This window comes from Streptomyces sp. NPDC020996, assembly GCF_040641355.1.
Classification (GTDB): Bacteria; Actinomycetota; Actinomycetes; order Streptomycetales; family Streptomycetaceae; genus Streptomyces.
The window spans coordinates 234447-255024 of the sequence record NZ_JBFADM010000002.1; the positions used below are offsets into that span (position 1 = coordinate 234447).

At 73.9% G+C, this 20578-nt stretch carries 19 protein-coding genes; 14 read left to right on the forward strand and 5 right to left on the reverse strand.

Annotated features, from left to right (window positions below; all coding sequences use genetic code 11):
• The first annotated feature begins 63 nt into the window (after positions 1 to 63).
• The 4 genes from AB0G63_RS02465 (at position 64) to AB0G63_RS02480 (ending at position 7185) form a co-directional block, all read left to right on the forward strand.
• The gene (locus AB0G63_RS02465; protein WP_360742930.1) at positions 64 to 1206 is read left to right on the forward strand and encodes an ROK family glucokinase; all 1143 of its coding nucleotides are present in this window, start codon (positions 64 to 66) and stop codon (positions 1204 to 1206) included.
• Positions 1203 to 1784, forward strand: a complete 582-nt coding sequence (locus tag AB0G63_RS02470) for a sugar kinase (protein ID WP_360742933.1) — start codon at positions 1203 to 1205, stop codon at positions 1782 to 1784. The genes AB0G63_RS02465 and AB0G63_RS02470 overlap by 4 nt, the downstream gene beginning before the upstream one ends.
• Before the next feature lie 143 nt (positions 1785 to 1927).
• Positions 1928 to 4786 (forward strand): SNF2-related protein, encoded by a 2859-nt coding sequence (locus tag AB0G63_RS02475; RefSeq protein WP_360742935.1) that lies wholly within the window; start codon positions 1928 to 1930, stop codon positions 4784 to 4786.
• Entirely contained in the window at positions 4783 to 7185 is a 2403-nt protein-coding gene (locus tag AB0G63_RS02480; RefSeq protein ID WP_360742938.1) for an SWIM zinc finger family protein, read from the forward strand. Before AB0G63_RS02475 ends, AB0G63_RS02480 begins: the two co-directional genes overlap by 4 nt.
• A 163-nt stretch (positions 7186 to 7348) precedes the next feature.
• Here AB0G63_RS02480 and AB0G63_RS02485 read toward each other — a convergent pair whose 3' ends face one another.
• Entirely contained in the window at positions 7349 to 8086 is a 738-nt protein-coding gene (locus AB0G63_RS02485; protein WP_360742941.1) for an SDR family oxidoreductase, read from the reverse strand.
• Between the two features lie 215 nt (positions 8087 to 8301).
• Here AB0G63_RS02485 and AB0G63_RS02490 point away from each other — a divergent pair, with 215 nt between their 5' ends.
• The 5 genes from AB0G63_RS02490 (at position 8302) to AB0G63_RS02510 (ending at position 11312) form a co-directional block, all read left to right on the forward strand.
• A complete protein-coding gene (locus tag AB0G63_RS02490; RefSeq protein ID WP_360742944.1) occupies positions 8302 to 8790 on the forward strand; it encodes a nuclear transport factor 2 family protein in 489 nt (162 codons plus the stop codon).
• A gap of 105 nt (positions 8791 to 8895) precedes the next feature.
• Entirely contained in the window at positions 8896 to 9723 is an 828-nt protein-coding gene (locus AB0G63_RS02495; RefSeq protein WP_360742947.1) for a helix-turn-helix transcriptional regulator, read from the forward strand.
• Between the two features lie 161 nt (positions 9724 to 9884).
• Positions 9885 to 10190 (forward strand): hypothetical protein, encoded by a 306-nt coding sequence (locus AB0G63_RS02500; RefSeq protein WP_360742950.1) that lies wholly within the window; start codon positions 9885 to 9887, stop codon positions 10188 to 10190.
• Positions 10191 to 10209: 19 nt separating this feature from the next.
• Complete coding sequence (locus AB0G63_RS02505; RefSeq protein ID WP_360742953.1) at positions 10210 to 10680, forward strand: hypothetical protein; 471 nt, start codon at positions 10210 to 10212, stop codon at positions 10678 to 10680.
• Positions 10681 to 10997: 317 nt separating this feature from the next.
• Positions 10998 to 11312 (forward strand): hypothetical protein, encoded by a 315-nt coding sequence (locus AB0G63_RS02510; protein ID WP_360742956.1) that lies wholly within the window; start codon positions 10998 to 11000, stop codon positions 11310 to 11312.
• Between the two features lie 475 nt (positions 11313 to 11787).
• Here the strand turns inward: AB0G63_RS02510 and AB0G63_RS02515 are convergent, their stop codons facing one another.
• Both AB0G63_RS02515 and AB0G63_RS02520 read right to left on the reverse strand, forming a co-directional pair.
• Positions 11788 to 12423 (reverse strand): TetR/AcrR family transcriptional regulator, encoded by a 636-nt coding sequence (locus tag AB0G63_RS02515; protein ID WP_360742959.1) that lies wholly within the window; start codon positions 12421 to 12423, stop codon positions 11788 to 11790.
• A 109-nt stretch (positions 12424 to 12532) separates the two neighbouring features.
• On the reverse strand, positions 12533 to 13222 hold the full coding sequence (locus AB0G63_RS02520) for an alpha/beta fold hydrolase (protein WP_360742962.1): 690 nt from the start codon (positions 13220 to 13222) through the stop codon (positions 12533 to 12535).
• A gap of 228 nt (positions 13223 to 13450) precedes the next feature.
• On the opposite strand from AB0G63_RS02520, the gene AB0G63_RS02525 reads away from it, so the two are divergent.
• Positions 13451 to 13669: a hypothetical protein gene (locus AB0G63_RS02525; protein ID WP_360742965.1), complete on the forward strand. Its 219-nt coding sequence runs from the start codon at positions 13451 to 13453 to the stop codon at positions 13667 to 13669.
• Complete coding sequence (locus AB0G63_RS02530; protein WP_360742968.1) at positions 13657 to 14640, forward strand: zinc-dependent alcohol dehydrogenase family protein; 984 nt, start codon at positions 13657 to 13659, stop codon at positions 14638 to 14640. Before AB0G63_RS02525 ends, AB0G63_RS02530 begins: the two co-directional genes overlap by 13 nt.
• Positions 14641 to 15019: 379 nt before the next feature.
• Here the strand turns inward: AB0G63_RS02530 and AB0G63_RS02535 are convergent, their stop codons facing one another.
• Both AB0G63_RS02535 and AB0G63_RS02540 read right to left on the reverse strand, forming a co-directional pair.
• Positions 15020 to 16657: an MFS transporter gene (locus AB0G63_RS02535; protein WP_360742971.1), complete on the reverse strand. Its 1638-nt coding sequence runs from the start codon at positions 16655 to 16657 to the stop codon at positions 15020 to 15022.
• 269 nt (positions 16658 to 16926) lie between these two features.
• Positions 16927 to 17739 carry an IclR family transcriptional regulator gene (locus tag AB0G63_RS02540; RefSeq protein ID WP_360742974.1) on the reverse strand — a complete coding sequence of 271 codons (813 nt, stop codon included), beginning with the start codon at positions 17737 to 17739 and terminating at the stop codon, positions 16927 to 16929.
• Between the two features lie 99 nt (positions 17740 to 17838).
• Here AB0G63_RS02540 and AB0G63_RS02545 point away from each other — a divergent pair, with 99 nt between their 5' ends.
• From AB0G63_RS02545 to AB0G63_RS02555, 3 genes are read left to right on the forward strand one after another with little or no spacing between them, the layout of a single operon-like run.
• A complete protein-coding gene (locus tag AB0G63_RS02545; protein ID WP_360742977.1) occupies positions 17839 to 19008 on the forward strand; it encodes a cupin domain-containing protein in 1170 nt (389 codons plus the stop codon).
• A complete protein-coding gene (locus AB0G63_RS02550) occupies positions 19005 to 19844 on the forward strand; it encodes a fumarylacetoacetate hydrolase family protein (RefSeq protein ID WP_360742980.1) in 840 nt (279 codons plus the stop codon). Before AB0G63_RS02545 ends, AB0G63_RS02550 begins: the two co-directional genes overlap by 4 nt.
• A complete protein-coding gene (locus AB0G63_RS02555; protein ID WP_360742983.1) occupies positions 19844 to 20554 on the forward strand; it encodes a maleylpyruvate isomerase family mycothiol-dependent enzyme in 711 nt (236 codons plus the stop codon). Before AB0G63_RS02550 ends, AB0G63_RS02555 begins: the two co-directional genes overlap by 1 nt.
• The last annotated feature ends 24 nt before the right edge of the window (positions 20555 to 20578 follow it).

Consider the following 20578-nt stretch of genomic DNA (forward strand, 5'->3'; position numbering starts at 1 on the left):
TCGTCCCCGCCTTTTCTCCCCGGCACGGCACGCAGAGTCACGGTGAGGCAGAATCGGGCCTTGATGAGCACCTACCGCGACTTCACCGCCCCCATAGGCTCCCGCCGCGCTCCGGTCCTGAGAACCGTGGGCACCCGGGAGCGCCGCTCGCACCTCACGGCGCCCCGCGTCCCGACGGTGGGCATCGACATCGGCGGCACGAAGGTCATGGCGGGCGTCGTCGACGCGGACGGCAACATCCTGGAGAAGGTCCGCACGGAGACGCCGGACAAGTCCAAGAGCCCCAAGGTCGTCGAGGACACCATCGTCGAGCTGGTCCTCGACCTGTCCGACCGGCACGACGTGCACGCCGTCGGCATCGGCGCGGCCGGCTGGGTCGACGCCGACCGCAACCGCGTCCTGTTCGCACCCCACCTGTCCTGGCGCAACGAACCCCTGCGCGACCGCATCGCCGGCCGCCTCGCGGTCCCCGTCCTCGTCGACAACGACGCCAACACCGCCGCCTGGGCCGAGTGGCGCTTCGGCGCCGGCCGCGGCGAGGACCACCTCGTCATGATCACGCTCGGCACCGGCATCGGTGGCGCGATCCTGGAGGACGGCCAGGTCAAGCGCGGCAAGTACGGTGTCGCCGGCGAGTTCGGCCACATGCAGGTCGTGCCCGGCGGCCACCGCTGCCCGTGCGGCAACCGCGGCTGCTGGGAGCAGTACAGCTCCGGCAACGCACTGGTGCGCGAGGCGCGCGAGCTGGCCGCCGCCGACTCCCCGGTGGCCTACGGGATCATCGAGCACGTCAAGGGCAACATCTCCGACATCACCGGCCCGATGATCACCGAGCTGGCCCGCGAGGGCGACGCCATGTGCATCGAGCTGCTGCAGGACATCGGCCAGTGGCTCGGCGTCGGCATCGCCAACCTCGCCGCCGCCCTCGACCCCTCCTGCTTCGTCATCGGCGGCGGCGTGTCGGCCGCGGACGACCTGCTGATCGGCCCCGCACGCGACGCCTTCAAGCGCCACCTCACCGGCCGCGGCTACCGCCCCGAGGCCCGCATCACCCGCGCCCAGCTCGGCCCCGAGGCCGGCATGGTCGGCGCCGCCGACCTGGCCCGCCTGGTCGCCCGCCGCTTCCGCCGCGCCAAGCGGCGCCGGGTCGAGCGGTACGAGCGCTACGAGCGGTACACGTCCTCACGCCGTGAGGACACCGCATGACGGCCTCACTGCCGCGCCAGGCGGAGCCCACCGGCGAGCGGCCCGGGCACGCCGAGGACCGCCGCCACATGATCCGCCGCAGGGCGCTCACCCTCCTCATCATCGTGCTGCTCATCGGCGTACCGGCCGGCTACCTGGTGATCTCGGCCAACCAGAGCCGCGACGCGGGCAAGGACAAGGAGGCGAAGTACTCGGCGACCGGCCTGACCAAGGGCTGGCCGTCCAAGGTGCAGCGCCGCCTCTACCAGGTGCCGATGCCGCACCCCTCCGGCAAGGTCGCCTACTACGAGACGAACAACTGGAAGACCAGCCGCCTGTACGTCCAGTTCCAGACGCCGAACGCCAACCTCGACGTCTTCCTGCGCGACATGGGCGTCGAGCGGTCGGAGCTGAAGCGGGGCGACATCACCATCCACGCCCGCGACCAGAAGATCACCGGCTGGCGGTTCACCGGCCCCGGCCCCTGGTACGGCCTCGTCCACCGGCAGAAGGACCCCAAGCCGACCCAGGACGTCGTCGTCAGCCTCGCCGACCCGGACAACCCGTTCGTCTACGTCGTCTCCCGCACCGTCCCCTGACCCGGGCGGCGCCGGGGCCGCACGGGCCGCCGGGGCCATATGGTTCGCCGGGGCCCGTACAGGCCGCCGGAGCCGATTGTCAGACCCCGCCCGTAGAGTCGAAGACGTCTGATCCGACACGACGGGCGGGAGGTGACAGTCGTATGGGCGACACGGCCACGGTGGCCGGACGCGCGGGGGAGCGGGTGCCGCTCCGGCTGGCGGCCGTCTACCTCCCCGCGCCCCTGCCCCGCGACGGGCGGATCGCCTTCTGGGACCCCGAGGGCGCGCCGCTGCCCGCCGAGGCCACCGAGGACGCCGAGGACGCCGAGCTCACCGCCGTGACCGAGCTCACCGTCGTACGACAGCACGGCGCGGGCGTACGGCGCCGCACCGCGCCCGCTCTCGCGCTCCCCGTCGGCGAGGCGCTTCCGCTGCTCGCGCGCGCCCGCCGCGACCCGGCCGCCCACCCCGCCACCGCCTGCTGGGGCGCGGCCACGCTGCACGCCCTGCGGCTCGTCGCCCGGGGCCGCCTGCTGCCCGGCCTGACCTCCGGCGGCCACGACGCCTGGCGGGCCGGCCCCCTCGACCCCGACGACATCGCGCACCTCAGGGCGATCGCCGCGGCCCTGCCGTACGAGGGACACGCCGTCCCGCTGCCCGGCCCCGGTCCGCTGCGGCTGCCCGAGCCGGAGGCGCTGATGCGCTCCTTCCTGGACGCCGTCGCCGACACACTGCCCCGTACCCCCGCCGCGCCGCACGCCTCCGGCCGGCCCTTCGCCGACCGCCGCCCCCAGCACCTGCCCGGCGCCCACGACTGGGCCGCCGAGGTCGCCGCCGGCATGGACGCGGGCGTACGCCTCTCCCTCCGCCTGGACCTGTCGGCGTACGAGCTGTTCGACGGCGGCGAGGGCGTGCGCACCGCGGGCGCGGCGATCGTCCAGGTGCACAGCCTCGCCGACCCCACCCTCGTCGCCGACGCGGCGGCGCTGTGGGCGGGCGACGCGGACGCGGCGTTCGGCCCCCGCGCGCGCGTGGACGCGGCCCTCGCCGTGCGGCGGGCGGCCCGCGTCTGGGCCCCGCTCGACCGGCTCTGCGAGCAGGACGTGCCCGACGTCCTCGCCCTGTCCGACGAGGAACTGGGCGACCTGCTCGGCGTGGCGGGCGCCCGGCTCGCGGCCGCCGGGGTCGCCGTGCACTGGCCCCGGGACCTGGCGCGGGACCTCACCGCGGCCGCGGTGGTCCGCCCCGCCCCGGGCTCGGCCACCGACGGCACCGGCTTCTTCGAGAGCGAGGAACTGCTCCAGTTCCGCTGGCAGTTGGCGCTCGGCGGTGATCCGCTGAGCGAGGCCGAGATGGACGCCCTCGCCGAGGCCCACCGCCCGGTCGTCCGGCTGCGCGACCGCTGGGTGCTCGTCGACCCGGCGCTGGTCCGCAAGGCCCGCAAACGCGAACTGGGCCTGCTGGACCCGGTCGACGCGCTGTCCGCCGCCCTCACCGGCAGCGTCGAGGTCGACGGCGAGACGGTGGAAGCCGTGCCGGTCGGCGCGCTGGCCGCCCTGCGCGACCGCCTGACGGCCGGGCTGCGTCCCGCCGAACCGCCGCCGGGCCTGCACGCCACCCTGCGCGACTACCAGCTCAGGGGCCTGGCCTGGCTGGACCTCATGACCTCCCTCGGCCTCGGCGGCTGCCTCGCCGACGACATGGGCCTCGGGAAGACGATCACCGTCATCGCCCTGCACCTCGAACGGGCCCGCACCGAACCGACCCTGGTGGTCTGCCCGGCCTCCCTGCTCGGCAACTGGCAGCGCGAGATCACCCGGTTCGCGCCCGGTGTCCCGGTCCGCCGCTTCCACGGCCCCGACCGCAGCCTGGAGGACCTGTCCGGCGGTTTCGTCCTCACCACGTACGGCACGATGCGCACCGCTGCGCCGCTGCTGGCCGGGCAGCGGTGGGGCATGGTCGTCGCGGACGAGGCGCAGCACGTCAAGAACCCCTACTCGGCCACTGCGAAGGCGCTGCGCCTGATCCCGTCCCCGGCCCGCGTCGCCCTGACCGGCACCCCGGTCGAGAACAACCTGTCCGAGCTGTGGGCGCTGCTCGACTGGACGACGCCGGGACTCCTCGGCCCCCTGAAGTCCTTCCGCGCCCGGCACGCCCGCGCGGTGGAGAACGGCGAGGACGAGGAGGCGGTGGCCCGCCTCTCCCGCCTGGTGCGCCCCTTCCTGCTGCGCCGCAAGAAGTCCGACCCCGGCATCGTGCCCGAACTGCCGCCCAAGACGGAGACGGACCGCCCGGTGCCGCTCACCCGCGAACAGGCTGCCCTGTACGAGGCGGTGGTGCGGGAGTCCCTGCTGGCCATCGAGACCGCCGAGGGCATCGCACGCCGGGGCCTGGTGCTGAAGCTCCTCGGAGCGCTGAAGCAGATCTGCGACCATCCCGCGCTGTACCTGAAGGAGACGGCGGCGCAGGCGCACGGCGAACGCCTGGTCGCCCGCTCCGGGAAGCTGGCCCTCCTCGACGAACTGCTGGACACGCTGCTGGCGGAGGACGGTTCGGCACTGGTCTTCACGCAGTACGTCGGCATGGCCCGCCTGATCATGTCGCACCTCGCCTCCCGCGCGGTCCCGGCCGACTTCCTGCACGGCGGCACGCCGGTCGCGGAGCGCGAGCGCATGGTGGACCGCTTCCAGAGCGGGGCGACCCCCGTCCTGGTGCTGTCGCTGAAGGCCGCGGGCACCGGCCTCAATCTCACCCGCGCCGGTCACGTCATCCACTTCGACCGCTGGTGGAACCCGGCCGTCGAGGAACAGGCCACCGACCGCGCCTACCGCATCGGACAGACCCAGCCGGTCCAGGTCCACCGTCTGATCACCGAGGGCACGGTCGAGGACCGCATCGCCGAGATGCTTCAGGCCAAGCGCGCCCTGGCCGACGCGATCCTCGGCTCCGGCGAGTCGGCGCTCACGGAACTGACGGACCGTGAGCTGTCCGACCTGGTGTCCCTGCGGAGGCCGTCATGACCCCCGGCCCGGCCGACGAGGCCCGCCGCGCCCTGCGACAGGCACGGGAACGCCGGGCGGGCGACTCCGACGTGGAGGACCCGCCGGTGGAGGCCGCCGAGGGGGCTGCGGGCCGGGCGTCGGTGGCTGAGGGGAGCCGGGGAGAGACGCCGCTGACGGAGGACGCCGACGGCCGGTCGCCGGGGCCCGGGACGTCCGCGCGCGAGCCACGGCGGCCGGCCGACGCCGCCCGCGCGGCGCTGCGGCAGGCGGTCTCCGCCCGGCGTGTCCTGGGAAGCGCCGCCGCCGGAGGAATCGCGGAGGAGCCGGCGGCCGCCCCGGCGCCGGGTGACGCGGCCGGGGAGACACCGGCGGAGGGGACTTCGACAGAGGGGCACTCCGTCAACTCGCCGGACACGGAAGCGGGTTCGCCTGCCGACGGGGGAGCGGGCCGGTCCGGCGGCGGGGCGGCAGCCCCGGCGGGTGACCGGAAGACGGGCCGGAGCGCCCGGGATGCCGAGCCCGCCCCCGGCGTCCGGCCGAGTCCGCCCGGCGGAGCGGGGACGCGCGGACCACGTCCCGCAGACATCGCGCGCGAGGCGTTGCGCGCGGCTTTGCGGCACAGGCAATCGGACGCCGACCGCACGGACCCTGGACGCACGGACACCGGCCGCCGTAACGACTACCGTACGGACGCCGGACGCACGGACACCGGCCGCCGTAACGACGACCGTACGGACGCGGACGCCGAGCCGCGGCACGCCGACCGCGTCGATGCCGACCGCCGGATCTCGGATCCCCGCAGCCCGGATCCCCGCAGCCCGGAGCATCGCGCCCCGGAGCATCGCAGCCCGGAGCATCGCGCCCCGGAGCATCGCGCCCCGGAGCATCGCGGCCCCGAGCACCGGAACGCCGGGCCCGCGCGTGAGCCCCGTCGTCCGTCGGCACGCGCCGCCGGTGGGCCGCAGGCCCGTAGCGTGGGGGAGTTGCTCGCCGGAGCCTTCGGCATGCCTAGCGAGGACGCGACGACCCGGCCGAAGGAGGTCCCACCCCCCAGCGGCCCCGCCCACAGCGGTCACGGCGACGACAGTCACGGCGGCGGTGAGGTCGGCGCCATCCCGGCGTTCCCCGCGGTCCCCACCGTTCCCCGGTCGATGGCCGCTCCCTCCCGCGACGGCGACCTTCGTCGTACCTTCGCCGCCTTCCCGCCCCGCTCGTCGGGCGGGGACGCGCGCTTCGCCGAGACCTGGTGGGGCAACGCGTGGGTCACGACGCTGGAGGAAGGCGCGCTGGACGCCAAGCGGCTGGCCCGGGGCCGGGGTTACGCCGAGCAGGGCCACGTGGACGCCATCACGGTGACCCCCGGCCTCGTCCTCGCGTACGTGCAGGGCAGCCGGCCGCGCCCTTACCGCGTGCAGGTGCGGCTGCGCACGCTGGACGACGCCGACTGGGACCGGTTCCTGGACGCTGCCGTCGAGCGGCCCGGGCACATCGCCGCGCTGCTGGACAAGGAGTTGCCGCACTCCCTCGCCGACTGCGGAGTGCCGCTGCTGCCGGGCCCGGGCGATCTGGAGCCGCACTGCAGCTGCCCCGACCGGGGGCACCCGTGCAAGCACGCCGCGGCCCTGTGCTACCAGACGGCCCGTCTGCTCGACGCGGACCCCTTCGTGCTGCTCCTGCTGCGCGGCCGCGGCGAACGCGAGCTGCTTGACGCCCTCTCCCGCCTCAGCGCCGCGCGCGCGGCCCGCGCCGCCCGGGACCGGGAACCGGCACCGCTGCCCGGCGTACGGGCCACCGACGCCGTCGCCCGGCGACAACTTCCGCCGTTGCCGCCGCCGTTGCCCGCGCCGCCGCATCCCGGGCAGCCGCCGGTCTACCCGGCGGCGCCGGGAGGGCCGGACCCCTTCGCGCTGGACCAGCTGGCGACCGATGCCGCCGCCCGCGCGCATGCCCTGCTCGTCACCGGCGACGACCCGGTGGCCGAGCTGACGCTCTGGCAGGACGCGGTCCGGCTCGCCGCCGCCCGCCCCGGCTCGGGCCTCACCGTGGCCACCCGCGCGCTGTACTCCTCGCTCGCCACGGCCGCCGGGCGCACCCCGGCGGAGCTGGCGCGCGCCGTGGCCGCCTGGCGGCAGGGCGGCCCGGAGGGGCTGGCCGTCCTGGAGGAACCCTGGGATCCGCCGGCCGGCCGCTTCGACCGTGCCCGCCCGCTGCTCCTCGCCGCCGACCTGCCGCCGTTCCGGCCATGGCACAACCGCCTCACGCACCCGCGCGGCCACGTCCAGCTCCGCCTGGGCCGCGACGGGCTGTGGTACGCGTACGAGTCGGAGCCCGGCCACGACGACTGGTGGCCCCGCGGCACCCCCGACCCGGACCCGGTAGGCGCGCTGACAGGCCTCGGCACGTCGAGCGGCGTGTGAGGCCGGTCGAAGTCACGCGGACGGCCGACACGATGAGCGGTTCTGCCGCCTCGGCCGATCCCTGTGGCGGCCCGTGGCCGCAGCCCGTCATCCACACAGTGACCACCGGCGTCACCGCCGACCGTCCCACCGTCAGGCACGGAGCGGCCCGGCGCCTCGGCCGTCAGCCCTGGGCGGTGGGGCGCACGATCAGTTCGTTGACGTCGACGTTCGCCGGCTGGTCGATGGCGAAGGCGATCGCGTCGGCGATGGCCGAGGCGGGGATCGCCAGTTGCTCAGCCGCCGTACGGGCGGCACCCTGGGCTTCCGGCGATCCACCGCGGTGCGTCAACTCGCTCTGTGTGAATCCGGGGCTGACGACGGTGACCCGGATGTCCCGGCTCTCCTGCCGCAGCCCCTCCGACACGGCAGCCACGGCGAACTTGGTGGCACTGTAGACGGCGGCGGTCGGATCCACCCGGTGCCCCGACACCGACGACACGTTGACGACGTGGCCGCCTGCCTGCCGCCGCATCTGAGGCAGCACGGCGGCGATCCCGTGGAGCACCCCGCGCAGGTTGACGTCGATCATCTGTTCCCACTCGGCGATGCGCAGGTCCTCGATCGGTGACAACGGCATCACGCCGGCGTTGTTGATCAGCACGTCGATACCGCCGTACTCCTCCACGCCGGCGGCGGCGAAGGCGCGCACGGAGTCCAGGCTGGTCACGTCGAGTTCGCGGTGGGCGACCGAGGCGCCGGCCGCACGAAGCTCTCCGGCGAGGGCAGCCAGGCGGTCGGTCCGGCGGGCGCCGAGGAGCACCCGGTGGCCGAGCCCGGCGAGCCGGCGCGCGGTGGCCTCGCCGATGCCGCTGCTGGCGCCGGTGATCAGGACGGTCTTCGATTCTGCTGGCGTGGGCATGCGTGCTCCTTCAGATGTGCCAAGACAGCGGCTGTCGCGCCTTCGACTTCACCGCATCGGCGGAGGTCGGGGAAGAGACCATGAGCCTGGGTGCCGCACACCCAGGCTCACGCGCCCTTCTTCGCCGTGGGGCGCGGGTGGAGGCTGGGGGGAACCGGTGAGAGACGCCGGCCGGATCCCGGACGGGTCTCCCGGTACGACAAGAGAGGGCCGCCATGAGCGACGAGCGCGAGATCCAGGAGGTTCTGGCGCGCTACGTACGGGCCACGGACCAGCGCGACGGCAAGACCCAGGGGGCGCTGTTCACCGACGACGCGGTCGTGCAGAGCTTCTCCAGGACGGGCCCCGGCAGCCACGCGCCGGTCGCGCCGCCCATGATCGGCGGGGCGGCCGTGGAGTACGCGGTGGACCACCACATGGCCCCGCACCCCGTGGGCGGCTCCAGCCACCATGTGACCGCCGACCACATCATCGAGGTGGACGGTGACCGCGCCCACATGAACGCCCAGTTCATCGTCTTCCGCGTCCAGGCCGCCGCGCGCCCCGAGGGCGGCTGGGCGGAGGGCACCCTCGGCTCCCAGGGCACCGTGCAACCCATCGAGTCCGGGTACTACGACACCGACCTGCGCCGGATCGACGGCGAGTGGAAGATCGTGGGGCACCGGATCCTGCTGGACATGCCGTATGTCATTCCGGGAGCCTGACCGGGGCGCCGCGAGGGCGGGGGCGGGAGAGCGTCCGTGATCAGGCGGCTGACGGTCCCGAACCAGCGGATCGCCGACCCGGCGGGCGGGGCTAGCATCGGTGACATGACCCCACGTGACAACGAGCTCGGTGCCTTCCTCCGCGCGAGCCGCTCGCGTGTGGAGCCGGGCGACGCGGGGCTGGCCGGCGGGGTCTCCGGGCGACGCGTCCGCGGCCTGCGGCGCGAGGAGGTCGCCGTGCTCGCCGGGGTCAGCGCGGACTACTACGCCCGTCTCGAGCAGGGACGCGAGCGCAACCCCTCCGCTCAGGTGATCGATGCCCTCGGGCACGCCCTGCGCCTCGCGCCCGAGGCACGCGAGCACCTGTTCCGGCTGGCGGGGCTCAATCCCCGGCTGGGCCCCGACAGTCCCCGGGACCTCGTGCACCCGTCGCTGCTGCGGCTGCTGGAGACCTTCGCCCAGGCGGCGGCATACGTGCTCGGCCCGGCCCTCGACGTGCTCGCGGCGAACCCGATCGCCGACGCGCTGCTGTCGCCGTTCGGCACCGAGCGGAACATGCCGCGTGTCCTCTTCACCGACCCCCGGGCCAAGGAGGTGTTCGCCGACTGGGAGCTGCAGCTGAGCAGCAGCGTGTACGCGCTGCGCCTGAACGCGGGGCGCTTCCCGGACGACGCGGAGATCACCGACCTCGTCGCCGAACTCAGTGCGGCCTCACCCCAGTTCAGAGCGCTGTGGGCCGACCACGACGTCGCGGGCCTCACCCGGAAGTTCAAGGTGTTCGTGCACCCCGAGGTGGGCCGCGTCGAGCTGACCTACCAGACGTTCGAAGTGGTCGACGCTCCCGGCCAGCAACTGCTCGTCGGCACCCCAGAGCCCGGTAGCCGCAGCGAGGAGGCCCTGACGTATCTGGCCTCGATGGCGGAGCCGGCCTGAGCGTCCCGTCACCCCGCCCGGACCGCGGCCCCTTCCTGGGCGCCGTACACCCGGGCGGGCCCTGCCTTCCCCCCACCGGGCGGCACGCACGCTGGAGAAACCGCGGGCGGACGGCATCCGCCGAGCCGCAACCGCCACCCCGTCGGAAAGGACACCCTGTCATGTCCGAGATCCTGGAAGTGACCACCCTCCGCCCCGCGCCCGGCCTCACGCCGGAGGACTTCGTCGCGGCGAACACGGACGTCAACGAGTACCTCAAGGGCCGGCCCGGCTTCCAGTGGCGCCGGATCGTCGTGCGCGACGACGGCACGGTCCTCGACATCGTCGCCTACGACAGCATCGAGCACGCCCGCTCGGGAGCCGCCGGGATCACCGGCGAGATGGGCGGCTCGCCCGTGCACGAGGCGATCGACCACGCCACCGTCGACTGGCAGTTCACGACCGTGCTCCAGCACGTCGCGCCCTGACCGCCTGGAGGAGACGACCATGCCCTTCTCCGACGAACTCGTCAACGGCCACACCGCGCGGTTGCTGACCCGGGCCGTCCGCACCGCGCTGCCCGGCATGGAACCCGCCTCGCTGCGGGCGGCCGCGCACCGGCTCGACCCCCTCCCGCTGCGCGAACGGGCCGACCTGCGGCGCGACGCCCTCCTCGCGGACGTACCGGGCGGCTACGCCGAGCCGGCGGGCGTGGTGCGAGCCGCCCGGGACGCCGTACCGGAGTTCGGCGGGTGGCTCATCCGGCCGGTCACGAGTGCCGTCGCCGCGAAGGCCGTGGCCGAGGGCACCGACGCCGCCTTCGACGATGCCATGGCGCTTCTGGCCGACCTCACCGGGCGGCTGACCTCCGAGTTCGCCCTGCGTGTCCTGCTGCGGCACGACCTGGACCGGGCGCTCGGGATCATCGCCGGATGGACGGCGTCACCCGACGCCGATGTGCGCCGCCTCGCCTCGTAGGGCACCCGGCCCTACCTTCCCTGGTCGGTCCGGGTGCCGGAACTCATCGCCCGCCCCGGCGCGACCGTGCCCGTCCTCGACGCCCTCCACCGCGACGACAGCGAGTACGTCCGGCGATCCGTCGCCAACCACCTCGACGACCTCAGCCGTGACCACGCCGACCTCGCCGTGGCCACCGCCCGGCGCTGGCTGGGCGCCCCCGCCCCGACGACGGGACGGCTGGTGCGCCACGGACTGCGCACGCTCGTCAAACGCGGCCACCCCGGCGCCCTCGAACTGCTCGGCTTCGCCCGGCGGCACTCGAGGTCGACGGACCGGTGCTCGACCGCACCCGTGTTCCGTTCGGCGGGAGCGTCCGCTTCACCGCGACCATCCGCAACACCGGCGCCGAGGACGCCCGGCCGGCGATCGACTACGTGGTCCACCACCACAGGGCCGACGGCTCGCGGAGTACCAGGACGTTCAAGCTCATGACCCGCACCCTCGCCCCGGACGAGACGATCAGGGTGGCCCGGGAACACTCCTTCCGGCTCCTCACCACCCGCCGCCACCACCCGGGCCCGCACGCCATCGCCCTGCAGATCAACGGCGTGACGTCGGACCGCGCGGAGTTCGAACTCCAGGCCCCCTGAAGGGGTTGGCCACTGCTCAGCGTTGACAGTATGAGGTCCGTTTAGCTCGATCGTGTGATGGTCGGCTCGCGGGGTTGCGGCGCCGCGTGGGGAACGCGATAGCGTTTTCCGCACGATCTGGGCCGCCTGGTGCGGCGCCAGTGTGCGAGGCCCCTGCTCCACCGGAGTAATGGTCCAGGGCCTCCTCGCCACCTCTGGCCGTAGCCATATGGCCAGGTCGTACGGGGAACCGGGCTGCCTGGAACGGACCACGCGCAGGATGCGTGCCATCGCCCCGGGGCTGAGTACGCCGGGGACCTGGGGGCACCTCCCACGCCCTTGAGGCAGTGGGGGAGCGCCCAAGACCGTTCGGGGCGTGCGGTTGACTGGGATCACTCCTGCTCAGTCCCGAGGAACGGTTTCCCGCCGTACATCCCTGTCGCTTCCCCGTTGCCGGGGTAGGTGCGGCGGGCCGGGCGGCGCCAGGCCGCCACGGTCAGTTCCTGAGCGCCGGGCGGCGGTACACGCCGTGCCAGTAGCCGTGGGCGAGTTCCCGGGCCACGTCGGCGTCGTCGCTGCCGTCGCCGCCGACCACCTGCCGGGTGATGACCTCGCCGCCCCCCTGGACGATCACCCGCGCGGCGAGCCGCGGATCGATGTCCGCGGGCGTGCGGCCGGCCCGCTGCTCCTCCTCCAGCACCGCCACCGTGTTGTCGACGAAGCGGTCCTGGTGCGCCGACCAGGAGTCGCGGACCGCGGGGTCGTAGGCGGCCACCTCGTGGATGGCCGACAGCAGGGCCGCGTGCTCGCGGTAGTGCCGCATGATCTGTTCGTAGGTGCGGGCCAGCCCGTCGGCGCCGCCGTCGGGCCCGCAGGGTTCCCACGCCTCCGCGATCTCGTAGCTCCGGGTCCTGAGCGAACCGCTCACCCGCAGCAGGACGTCGACCTTGTCGCGGAAGTACAGATAGAAGGTCGACCGCGAGATCCCCGCGGCGTGCGCGATCTGCTCGACGCTCAGTTCGGTGTAGGTCAGACCGCCCCGCAGGAGTTCCTCGAGCGCGGACACCATGCGCTGCTCGAGTGAGGCCCGCCGGTCGGCCGCGGTGGAACGTCGTCGCGTGGTGGAAGCCATGCCGCCATCCTACGGAGCTGCGGAAACGGCCCCCGTGGGGGAGGAGGCACGGCTCGCGGCCGGTCGGGCCATGGGGGGGGCGCACCCCCGTCGGCGTCCAGGAGACGGCTCACCCGGCCGACCCGGACGCGATCTTCGCGAGAAGGCGGGCGAACTCCCCGGGCATCGACAGGAACGGCGAGTGACCGCTCGCGATGCGGTGCACGGAGCCGGACCTGACGGCGAGCTGCTCCTGGTCGCCCGGCGGCAGCGCCCGGTCCTGCTCGCAGACGACGTACGTCGAGGGGACGGTGTGCCACCCGGCCGCGGTCAGCGTGTCGCTGAAGGATCTCGTGCTCTGGGGTACCAGGCGCCCGGCGGCCGCCTCCGCGTCGGCCGCGGGGACGTCCGCATAGAAGAGCGGGACCGGATGGTCCGGCACGGCCTGGAATCCGCCGGGATCCGCCGGCGGGGGCGCGCCATGGTGGCTGAGCAGGCTCTCGCCGACGTCGAGTTGGTAGGCCGCCAGGTACACGACGTGCGAGACGTGGGCGGCCTCGGCGACGGCCTGGGTGGCCGGCACACCGCCGTAGGAGTGGGCGACCACGACCACCGGGCCGTCGATCCGGGCCAGAGCCTGCAGCACCACGCGCGCGTCGTCCCGTACGCCGGCCCCCGAGCCGGCGCTGGGGAGGTCCACGGTCCGGGTCGTCCAGCCGTCGGCTTCGAGTATCGGGGTCAGTCTCTCCCAGCACCACGAGCCGTGCCACGCCCCGTGCACCAGGAGGAGGGTCGGACGGGTCGTTCCACCAGCACTCACTGCGATTCCACTCTCGAGTCCGGATGAAGAAGGCGCTGAACTGCGCTGTCGTCGGAGCCTAAGCAAGATTGGACACGTTGTCCAACATCGTGTCTAGAATTGCCGTCGGCGCACGGTCGCCGTGCCCGGGCCCGAACACCGGGGACTCCCGCCGGGGCCCACGGATGCGGGCGGCCCGGCGCCGGAACAGGCTTGCCGCATGCCCGCGCAGATGAAGAGGAGCCGGCCATGAGCATCACCACGACCGCCTCGGCCGAGCCGACGATCGTGTTCGGGCACGGAGCGTTCGCCGAGTCGTCCAACGGGAACGGCGTCATCACCGCACTGCTCGACGGAGGAGGCGAAGGCCGCGGCACGTCGCCGGCCACACCTGAGCGCACCCGGTGCACGCGCCGGCCCATATCCACCCGGTACGACAGGAAAGAGGCGCAGTCATGCGCGCAGTGATATTGCACGAGTTCGGCACCCCGCTGGTCCTCGGCGAGATCGACAAGCCCGCGCCCGGCCCGGGGCAGGCGCTGGTCAGGGTCGGAGCCAGCGGCGTCAACCCGCTGGACACCAAGATCCGGGCCGGCAAGGCCGCCCACGCCCGGCGTACGCTGCCGGCCGTCCTCGGCCTGGATCTGGCCGGTGTGGTCGAGGAGGTCGGCCCCGGCGTCCACGGCTTCGCGCCCGGTGACGAGGTCTTCGGCATGACCGGGGGCGTCGGTGCCGTGCAGGGCTCGCTCGCCGAGTACGCGGCCGTCGACGCCCGCCTGATCGCCCGCAAGCCGGCCGCCCTCACCCTGCGCGAGGCCGCGGCCCTCCCCCTGGTCTTCATCACGGCCTGGGAGGGCCTGGTCGACAGGGCACGGGTACACGCGGGGCAGAAGGTCCTCGTCCACGGCGGGGCCGGCGGGATCGGGCATGTGGCCGTGCAGATCGCCCGGGCCCGCGGTGCCGAGGTCTTCGCCACCGCGTCGCCCGCGCGACGGGAGGTCGTCGAGCGCCTGGGGGCCACGCCGATCGACTACACCTCCTCCTCCGTCGACGAGTACGTCGCCAAGTACACCGGTGGCGAGGGCTTCGACGTCGTCTTCGACACCGTCGGAGGGTCCGTGCTCGACGACTCCTTCGCGGCGGTGCGCACCTACACGGGCCACGTGGTCAGCGCCCTGGGCTGGGGAACCCACAGCATCGCGCCGCTGTCCTTCCGCGGGGCGACCTACTCCGGCGTCTTCACCCTGCTGCCGCTGCTGACCGGGCACGGCCGGGAGCACCACGGCGAGATCATGGGCGAGGCCGCCGCCCTCGCCGACGCCGGGGCGCTCAGGCCGCTGCTCGACCCGCGGCACTTCACGCTCGCCGACGTCGCCGACGCCCACGCGGCCGTGGAGAGCGGCACCGCCCAGGGCAAGATCGTGATCGACGTCGGCTGATGTGCGGCGCGACCGGCCGCGGAAAGTCACTCGAGAGCGCCCACAAGTTGTCCGGGCCCGTGCCGTACAGCTTCTCCGGGCGCGTGCTGACGAGCCCGAGGTGCACCTCCCAGTTTCTGCCGGCATCCGCGGGGCGCAGGACGAACGGCCGTCGAACGGGCTGTTCCACCCTTCCACCCTTCCGCCCTTCCGGCCTCCCCGTCGCCGCCCGGCGTGGGCTCGGCGGGTCGGACATGCGCAGGGCACCGGCCGTGGTGGCCGGTGCCCTGTCGCCCGCGCGGCGGCGTACGGAGATGCGCGGTGACGTGCGGTGACGTGCGGGGAGTCTCCGGGCCCCGGGGTGGTACGCCTCGCGCCGGAGACCGGGTCGCCTGGTGGGTCAGCGGGTGAGGGCTGTTTCCTGCCTGCCGTCGCCCTCGGGCGCGGTGGAGGGGATCTCCTCGTGCTCGCCGGAGCGGTGCTTGTGGGTTCCGATCATGCCGACGGCGGTCAGCAGTGCGGCGATCGCCGCAGCCACACCGCACACCAGGTACGCGGTGCTGAAGCCGCTGCCCAGGGCCTCGAGGGCCACCCCGTGCGCCGCGGAGCCGGGGACGACGGACGGCAGGCTGTTCACGGCGATGGGGCCTCCGGCCTCGGCGATCTGGCGTGCCGCCGCCTCCTGCGCGGGCGGCAGGTGCGCGCCGGGCAGGTTGGAGGCGAACGCCGACCCGGCGTTGCTCAGGGCGACCGCGCCGACGACCACGGGGCCGAGGGCGAAGCCGAGGTCCCGCAGCATGTTGGTGGTGGCGCTCGCCATGCCCGCCAGGTTCAGGGGCACGCTGTTGAGCGCCACGGCCGTCACCGAGCTGACGGTCAGGGCGAAGCCGATGCCGATCAGCAGGGCGGGCGCGACGAACGCCCCGAGGTCCGGGTCGGTGACGTCCAGCCGGGTGCACAGCAGGGACCCGACCGCCATCAGGACGAAACCGCTGGTCAGCAGCCAGGACGGGGCGACCCGGTGGAGCAGGCGCGAGACGATCGGGATCAGCAGGAAGGTGGGCCCCTGCAGGAGCAGGAAGGGGATCGCGACGCGGATCGGGTCCTGGTGCTGCACCGGACCCAGCCACATGCTGGTGGCGAAGCAGGCGCCGAGGAAGGCGAGCATGCCGATGACCGCGACGACGGACGACACCGCGAAGGCCCGGTTGCGGAACAGCTTCAGGTCGAAGATCGGCGACTCGGCCCCAAGCTCCACGACGACGAACCCGGCGAGGAAGCAGATGCCGATGGCGAAGGCGAGCAGGACGGGAAGCGTGGTCCAGCCCGACTCGGGCCCCTCGACCGCGCCGAACAGGACCAGGGTGAGACCGATGGCGAAGGCGATCTGACCGGGCACGTCGAGCTTGCGGCCCTCGGGCGCCTTCGACTCCGTGGCCAGCGCCAGGGTGAGCACCGTGCTGACCAGGGCGAGCCCGACGAGGACCCAGAAGGAACCCCGCCACGACCCGATCTTGGCGAACATGCCGCCGAGCAACGGCGAGACGGCCGCGCCCGCGGACAGGAAGCCGCTCCAGACGGCCACGGAGTGCGCCCGTGCCCGCATGGTGCGGGTGACGGCGGTGATCGCGGTGAGCGAGCCGGGGAACATGGCGCCGGCGCCGAGTCCGTTCAGGGCGGCGCCGATCCACAGCACCTGGACGGTGGGGGCGAGCGCGGCCACGCTGCTGCCCGCGGCGACCAGGAGCGTGCCGGCCACGACCAGCCGTCGCCGGCCGAACAGGTCGCCGAGGACGCCGAAGGTGAACTCGAAGCAGACCACGGCGATCATGAACGCCGCGGTGATCCAGGTGAGCTGGGATCCGTGGGTGTGCAGGTCCTCCTGGAAGAGCCCGTTGAGCGAGGCCGGCAGCGCGTTCGCGACCTGGGCCACGAAGACCGCGCTGCAGGCGGCAGCCAGTGTTCCCGCGTAGCCCGGCGTCCGGGCGGCCCCCGCGGTTGGGCCCTGGGACGTCGTCGTCCCGTTGTTGAGCGTCATTGCTGTTTTTCTCCCTGGCTGGGGAAGGCGGGCGTCCCACGGGGGGAGCCTCGAGCGTGTGGAACGGTTCGGCTCCGCGTGCGTGGTGGGGGAGGCAGGGCACGACGCGAGTCCGGCGCGATGCCGTGGAGAATGACACTCGCTTTACGTCACGTCAATGATTTGTTCGCAACCTAAGCCGAACAACCATCATGTAAAGAGAGTCTGCTCCGGCATCCGCTCCGGTGTCCGCTCAGCGGCAGGGCCAGGTCAGCGAGGGGGCAGTCGGGTCAGAAGGGTGAGGTGGTGGGCTCGGCCGGGTCCTTCTCCAGGTCCTTCTCCAGGTCCTTCTCCAGGGCGTGCGCCGTGGCGGCCAGAGTCGCGGCCAGGGACTGGAGGCGGTGGGGGTCGTAGCGCACGCTGGGCATGGACACCGACAGACCGGCCACCGCGGTGCCGTCCCGGTCGCGCACCGGCACGCCGACGGCCACGAGGCCGCGTTCGGAGCGCTCCTTGTTCACCGCGAACCCGTTACGGCGCAGACGCCTCAGCTCGGTGCGCAGCCGGCCGAGTTCAGGGCGGTCGGCCGGACGGTCGCGGTAGCGCTCGGGGGCGTAGACCTCCTCCAGCTCCGCGTCGGTCAGGTCGGCGAGCAGGAGCAGCCCCGCCGTCGTGCGGTGGGCCGGGAACACCATGCCCTCCCGGGAGCCGACCCGCAGCGCCTGCCGGCACTCGACGCTGGCGATGAAGCGGGCCGTGTCCCCGGTGCGCACGGTCAGGTTCGTCGTCTCGTCCAGCAGGTCGACGACCCGGTGCAGGTGGGGCAGCGCCGCGGCGCGCAGCCGCGACACGAGCGACTGGGAGTGCGCGGCCAGTTCCAGCACCGGCCCCGCCCGGTAGACGCGGTCCTCGTCCTGCACGGCGAAGTCCCGGTAGACGAGCATCGCCAGCACCCGGTGGGCGGTCGACCGGGCCACGCCCAGACGCTCGGCGATCTGCGACACCGTCGCGCCGCCCTCCATCTGCAGGATGGTCGCCGCCCGCAGCGCGTGGTCCACGCTGGCGATGGGATACGGCGGCGGCGTCTTGAGCGGCTTGTCCATCGCTGGTCCTCCGGGTCGCCGGGCTTGCTGGATTCCGGCTGAATTCTGCTTTCCAGAATCTATCTGTTCTCCTGGAGGACACACTGCACCCTGCGGAGTGTGACTCAGTCCTCCATCGCCCAAGACAACGCAACCGGTTCCCCGGTCCGGCTCCAGGCCGTCACCGCCGAGGGGCAGCCCGAGGTCACCCCGGCGCTCGAAGAGCTGTACCGGGGCTTCGAGAGCGAGTTGCTCGTACCGCTGTGGACCGAGATCGGCGACCTCATGCCGGCCCACCCGCGCTCCCGCGCCGTGCCGCACCTGTGGCGCTGGCAGCGGCTGCGGGAACTGGCCGCCCAGGCCGGCGACCTGGTCCCCGTCGGCCGCGGCGGTGAGCGCCGGGCCATCGCGCTGGCCAACCCCTCCCTCGGCGGCAGGCCCTTCGCCACCCCGACGCTGTGGGCGGCGATCCAGTACCTGATGCCCGGCGAGGACGCCCCCGAGCACCGCCACACCCAGCACGCCTTCCGCTTCGTCGTCGAGGGCGAGGGCGTGTGGACGGTCGTCGGACGCGACCCGGTGCCCATGCGGCGCGGCGACTTCCTCCCGCAGGCGGGCTGGAACTGGCACGCCCACCACAACGCCACCGCCGAGCCGATGGCCTGGATCGACGGACTGGACATCCCCTTCCAGTACGCCACCGAGAGCCAGTTCTTCGAGTTCGGCCGGGACGAGATCACCGTCGCGGAACGGATCACCCCCGAGCGTTCCCGCTCCGAACGCCTGTGGGGCCACCCCGGCCTGCGCCCGCTCTCCGTGGGCGCCACCGCCCCCGGCTCGCCGCTGCTGGCCTACCGCTGGGAGCACACCGACCGCGCCCTGGCCGACCAGCTCGCCCTGGAGGCCGAGGGCTTCGCCGGCACCGTCGAGCCCGGTCACGCGGCCGTCCGCTTCACCGACCCGGCCACCGGCGCCGACGTCCTGCCCACCATCCGCGCCGAGATGCACCGGATCGTCCGCGGCGCCGAGACCGCGCCGGTGCGCGGGACCGGCTCGTCGGTGTACCAGGTCTTCGACGGCTCCGGCACCGTCACCGTCGGCGGCACCTCCTGGTCGGTCACCCGCGGCGACCTGTTCGTCGTGCCGTCCTGGCAGCCGCTCTCCGTGCGCTCCGAGGCCGGCGCCACCGACTCCGACTCCGGCGCCCTGGACCTGTTCCGGTTCAGCGACGCCCCGATCTTCGAGGCCCTCCGGCTCGACCGCACCCACGTGGAAGGAACCACCCGATGAAGCTCGCCACCCTCCGCACCGGCGGCACCACCCGGGCCGTCCGGCTCGACGGCGACACCCTGGTCGACCTCGGCGTCCCCGACCTGGGCGCCCTGCTCGCCCAGGAGGGCTGGGCCGAGCGCGCCGCCACGGCGACCGGTGAGGCGTACGACCTGGCCGGCGCCGACTTCGCGCCGCTGGTCCCGCGGCCGTCGAAGATCGTCTGCGTCGGCCTGAACTACCGCAACCACATCCAGGAGATGGGCCGCGACCTGCCCGAACACCCCACCCTCTTCGCCAAGTTCGCCGACTCGCTGATCGGCGCTGGCGACGACATCGTGCGCCCCGAGGAGACCGGGCAGTTCGACTGGGAGGTCGAGCTCGCCGTCGTCGTCGGAGCGCCGGTGCGCCGGGCCCGGGGCGAGGAGGCCGAGCGCGCCATCGCGGGCTTCACCGTGCTGAACGACATCACCTGCCGCGACTGGCAGTTCCGCACCCGCGAGTGGCTGCAGGGCAAGGTGTGGGACTCCACCACGCCCGTCGGCCCGTACCTCGTCACCCCCGACGAACTGCCGGGCGGGGTCCGCCCGTCGCTGGACGTGCGCCTGCTCGTCGACGGCGAGGTCATGCAGTCCGACACCACCGGCGACCTGCTCTTCGACCCGGTCGACCTGGTCGAGTACGTCTCCACCATCGTCCGCCTCAACCCCGGCGACATCATCGCCACCGGCACCCCCGGCGGCGTCGGCCACGCCCGCAGGCCCGAGCGCTACCTCCTCGGCGGCGAGACCGTCGTCGCCGAGATCGACGGCATCGGCCGCCTGGAGAACCGGGTCGTCAAGGAGAACGCCTCCTGATGTCCCGGACCTTCGACGACGCCCGCCGCTGGGCCCGGCTCGGCACCGAGCTGGTGATCAAGGCCGCCGCCGGACTGGACGACGACGCCTTCGCCGCGCCGAGCGCCCTGCCCGGCTGGAGCCGGGCGCACGTGACGGCGCACGTCGCCGCCAACGCCGAGGCGCTGTCCAACCTGGTGCACTGGGCCGCCACCGGCGAACCCACACCGATGTACGCCTCGCCCGAGGAACGCGCCGCCGGCATCGAACGGGGCCGCGCCCTGCCGGCCGCCGAGCTGGCCGCGTGGCTGCACGACTCCGCGGACGCGCTGGAGCAGGGGATGGCGGCTCTCGACGAGGAGCGGTGGCGCGCGCAGGTCGTCACCGCGCAGGGCCGGACCGTGCCGGCCACCGAGGTGCCCTGGCTGCGCTCCCGCGAGGTGTGCGTGCACGCCGTCGACCTGGCGAACGGCGTGACGTTCGCCGACCTGCCGGACGACTTCCTCACCGCCCTGTGCGACGACGTCGTCGCCAAGCGCGCCGCGGCCCCCGGCCCGGCCGTGACCCTGCGCGCCCCGGCCACCGGAGCCGCGTGGCACCTGCCGGGCGCCGGTGAAGCCGTCCCGGTCACGGGACGGCTGCACGCCATCGCGGCCTACCTGACCGGGCGGGACGCCGGCCCGCTCACCGCAGACGGCACGCCCGCCCCCGCTCTGGGCGCCTGGCTCTGACCCGGGGCCCGCCCGCCCCGCGAC

Coding starts and splice junctions, on each gene's coding strand:
- AB0G63_RS02465 (WP_360742930.1), top strand. CDS start 64: ATGAGCACCTACCGCGACTTCACCGCCCCCATAGGCTCCCGCCGCGCT.
- AB0G63_RS02470 (WP_360742933.1), top strand. CDS start 1,203: ATGACGGCCTCACTGCCGCGCCAGGCGGAGCCCACCGGCGAGCGGCCC.
- AB0G63_RS02475 (WP_360742935.1), top strand. CDS start 1,928: ATGGGCGACACGGCCACGGTGGCCGGACGCGCGGGGGAGCGGGTGCCG.
- AB0G63_RS02480 (WP_360742938.1), top strand. CDS start 4,783: ATGACCCCCGGCCCGGCCGACGAGGCCCGCCGCGCCCTGCGACAGGCA.
- AB0G63_RS02485 (WP_360742941.1), bottom strand. CDS start 8,086: ATGCCCACGCCAGCAGAATCGAAGACCGTCCTGATCACCGGCGCCAGC.
- AB0G63_RS02490 (WP_360742944.1), top strand. CDS start 8,302: ATGAGCGACGAGCGCGAGATCCAGGAGGTTCTGGCGCGCTACGTACGG.
- AB0G63_RS02495 (WP_360742947.1), top strand. CDS start 8,896: ATGACCCCACGTGACAACGAGCTCGGTGCCTTCCTCCGCGCGAGCCGC.
- AB0G63_RS02500 (WP_360742950.1), top strand. CDS start 9,885: ATGTCCGAGATCCTGGAAGTGACCACCCTCCGCCCCGCGCCCGGCCTC.
- AB0G63_RS02505 (WP_360742953.1), top strand. CDS start 10,210: ATGCCCTTCTCCGACGAACTCGTCAACGGCCACACCGCGCGGTTGCTG.
- AB0G63_RS02515 (WP_360742959.1), bottom strand. CDS start 12,423: ATGGCTTCCACCACGCGACGACGTTCCACCGCGGCCGACCGGCGGGCC.
- AB0G63_RS02525 (WP_360742965.1), top strand. CDS start 13,451: ATGAGCATCACCACGACCGCCTCGGCCGAGCCGACGATCGTGTTCGGG.
- AB0G63_RS02530 (WP_360742968.1), top strand. CDS start 13,657: ATGCGCGCAGTGATATTGCACGAGTTCGGCACCCCGCTGGTCCTCGGC.
- AB0G63_RS02535 (WP_360742971.1), bottom strand. CDS start 16,657: ATGACGCTCAACAACGGGACGACGACGTCCCAGGGCCCAACCGCGGGG.
- AB0G63_RS02540 (WP_360742974.1), bottom strand. CDS start 17,739: ATGGACAAGCCGCTCAAGACGCCGCCGCCGTATCCCATCGCCAGCGTG.
- AB0G63_RS02550 (WP_360742980.1), top strand. CDS start 19,005: ATGAAGCTCGCCACCCTCCGCACCGGCGGCACCACCCGGGCCGTCCGG.
- AB0G63_RS02555 (WP_360742983.1), top strand. CDS start 19,844: ATGTCCCGGACCTTCGACGACGCCCGCCGCTGGGCCCGGCTCGGCACC.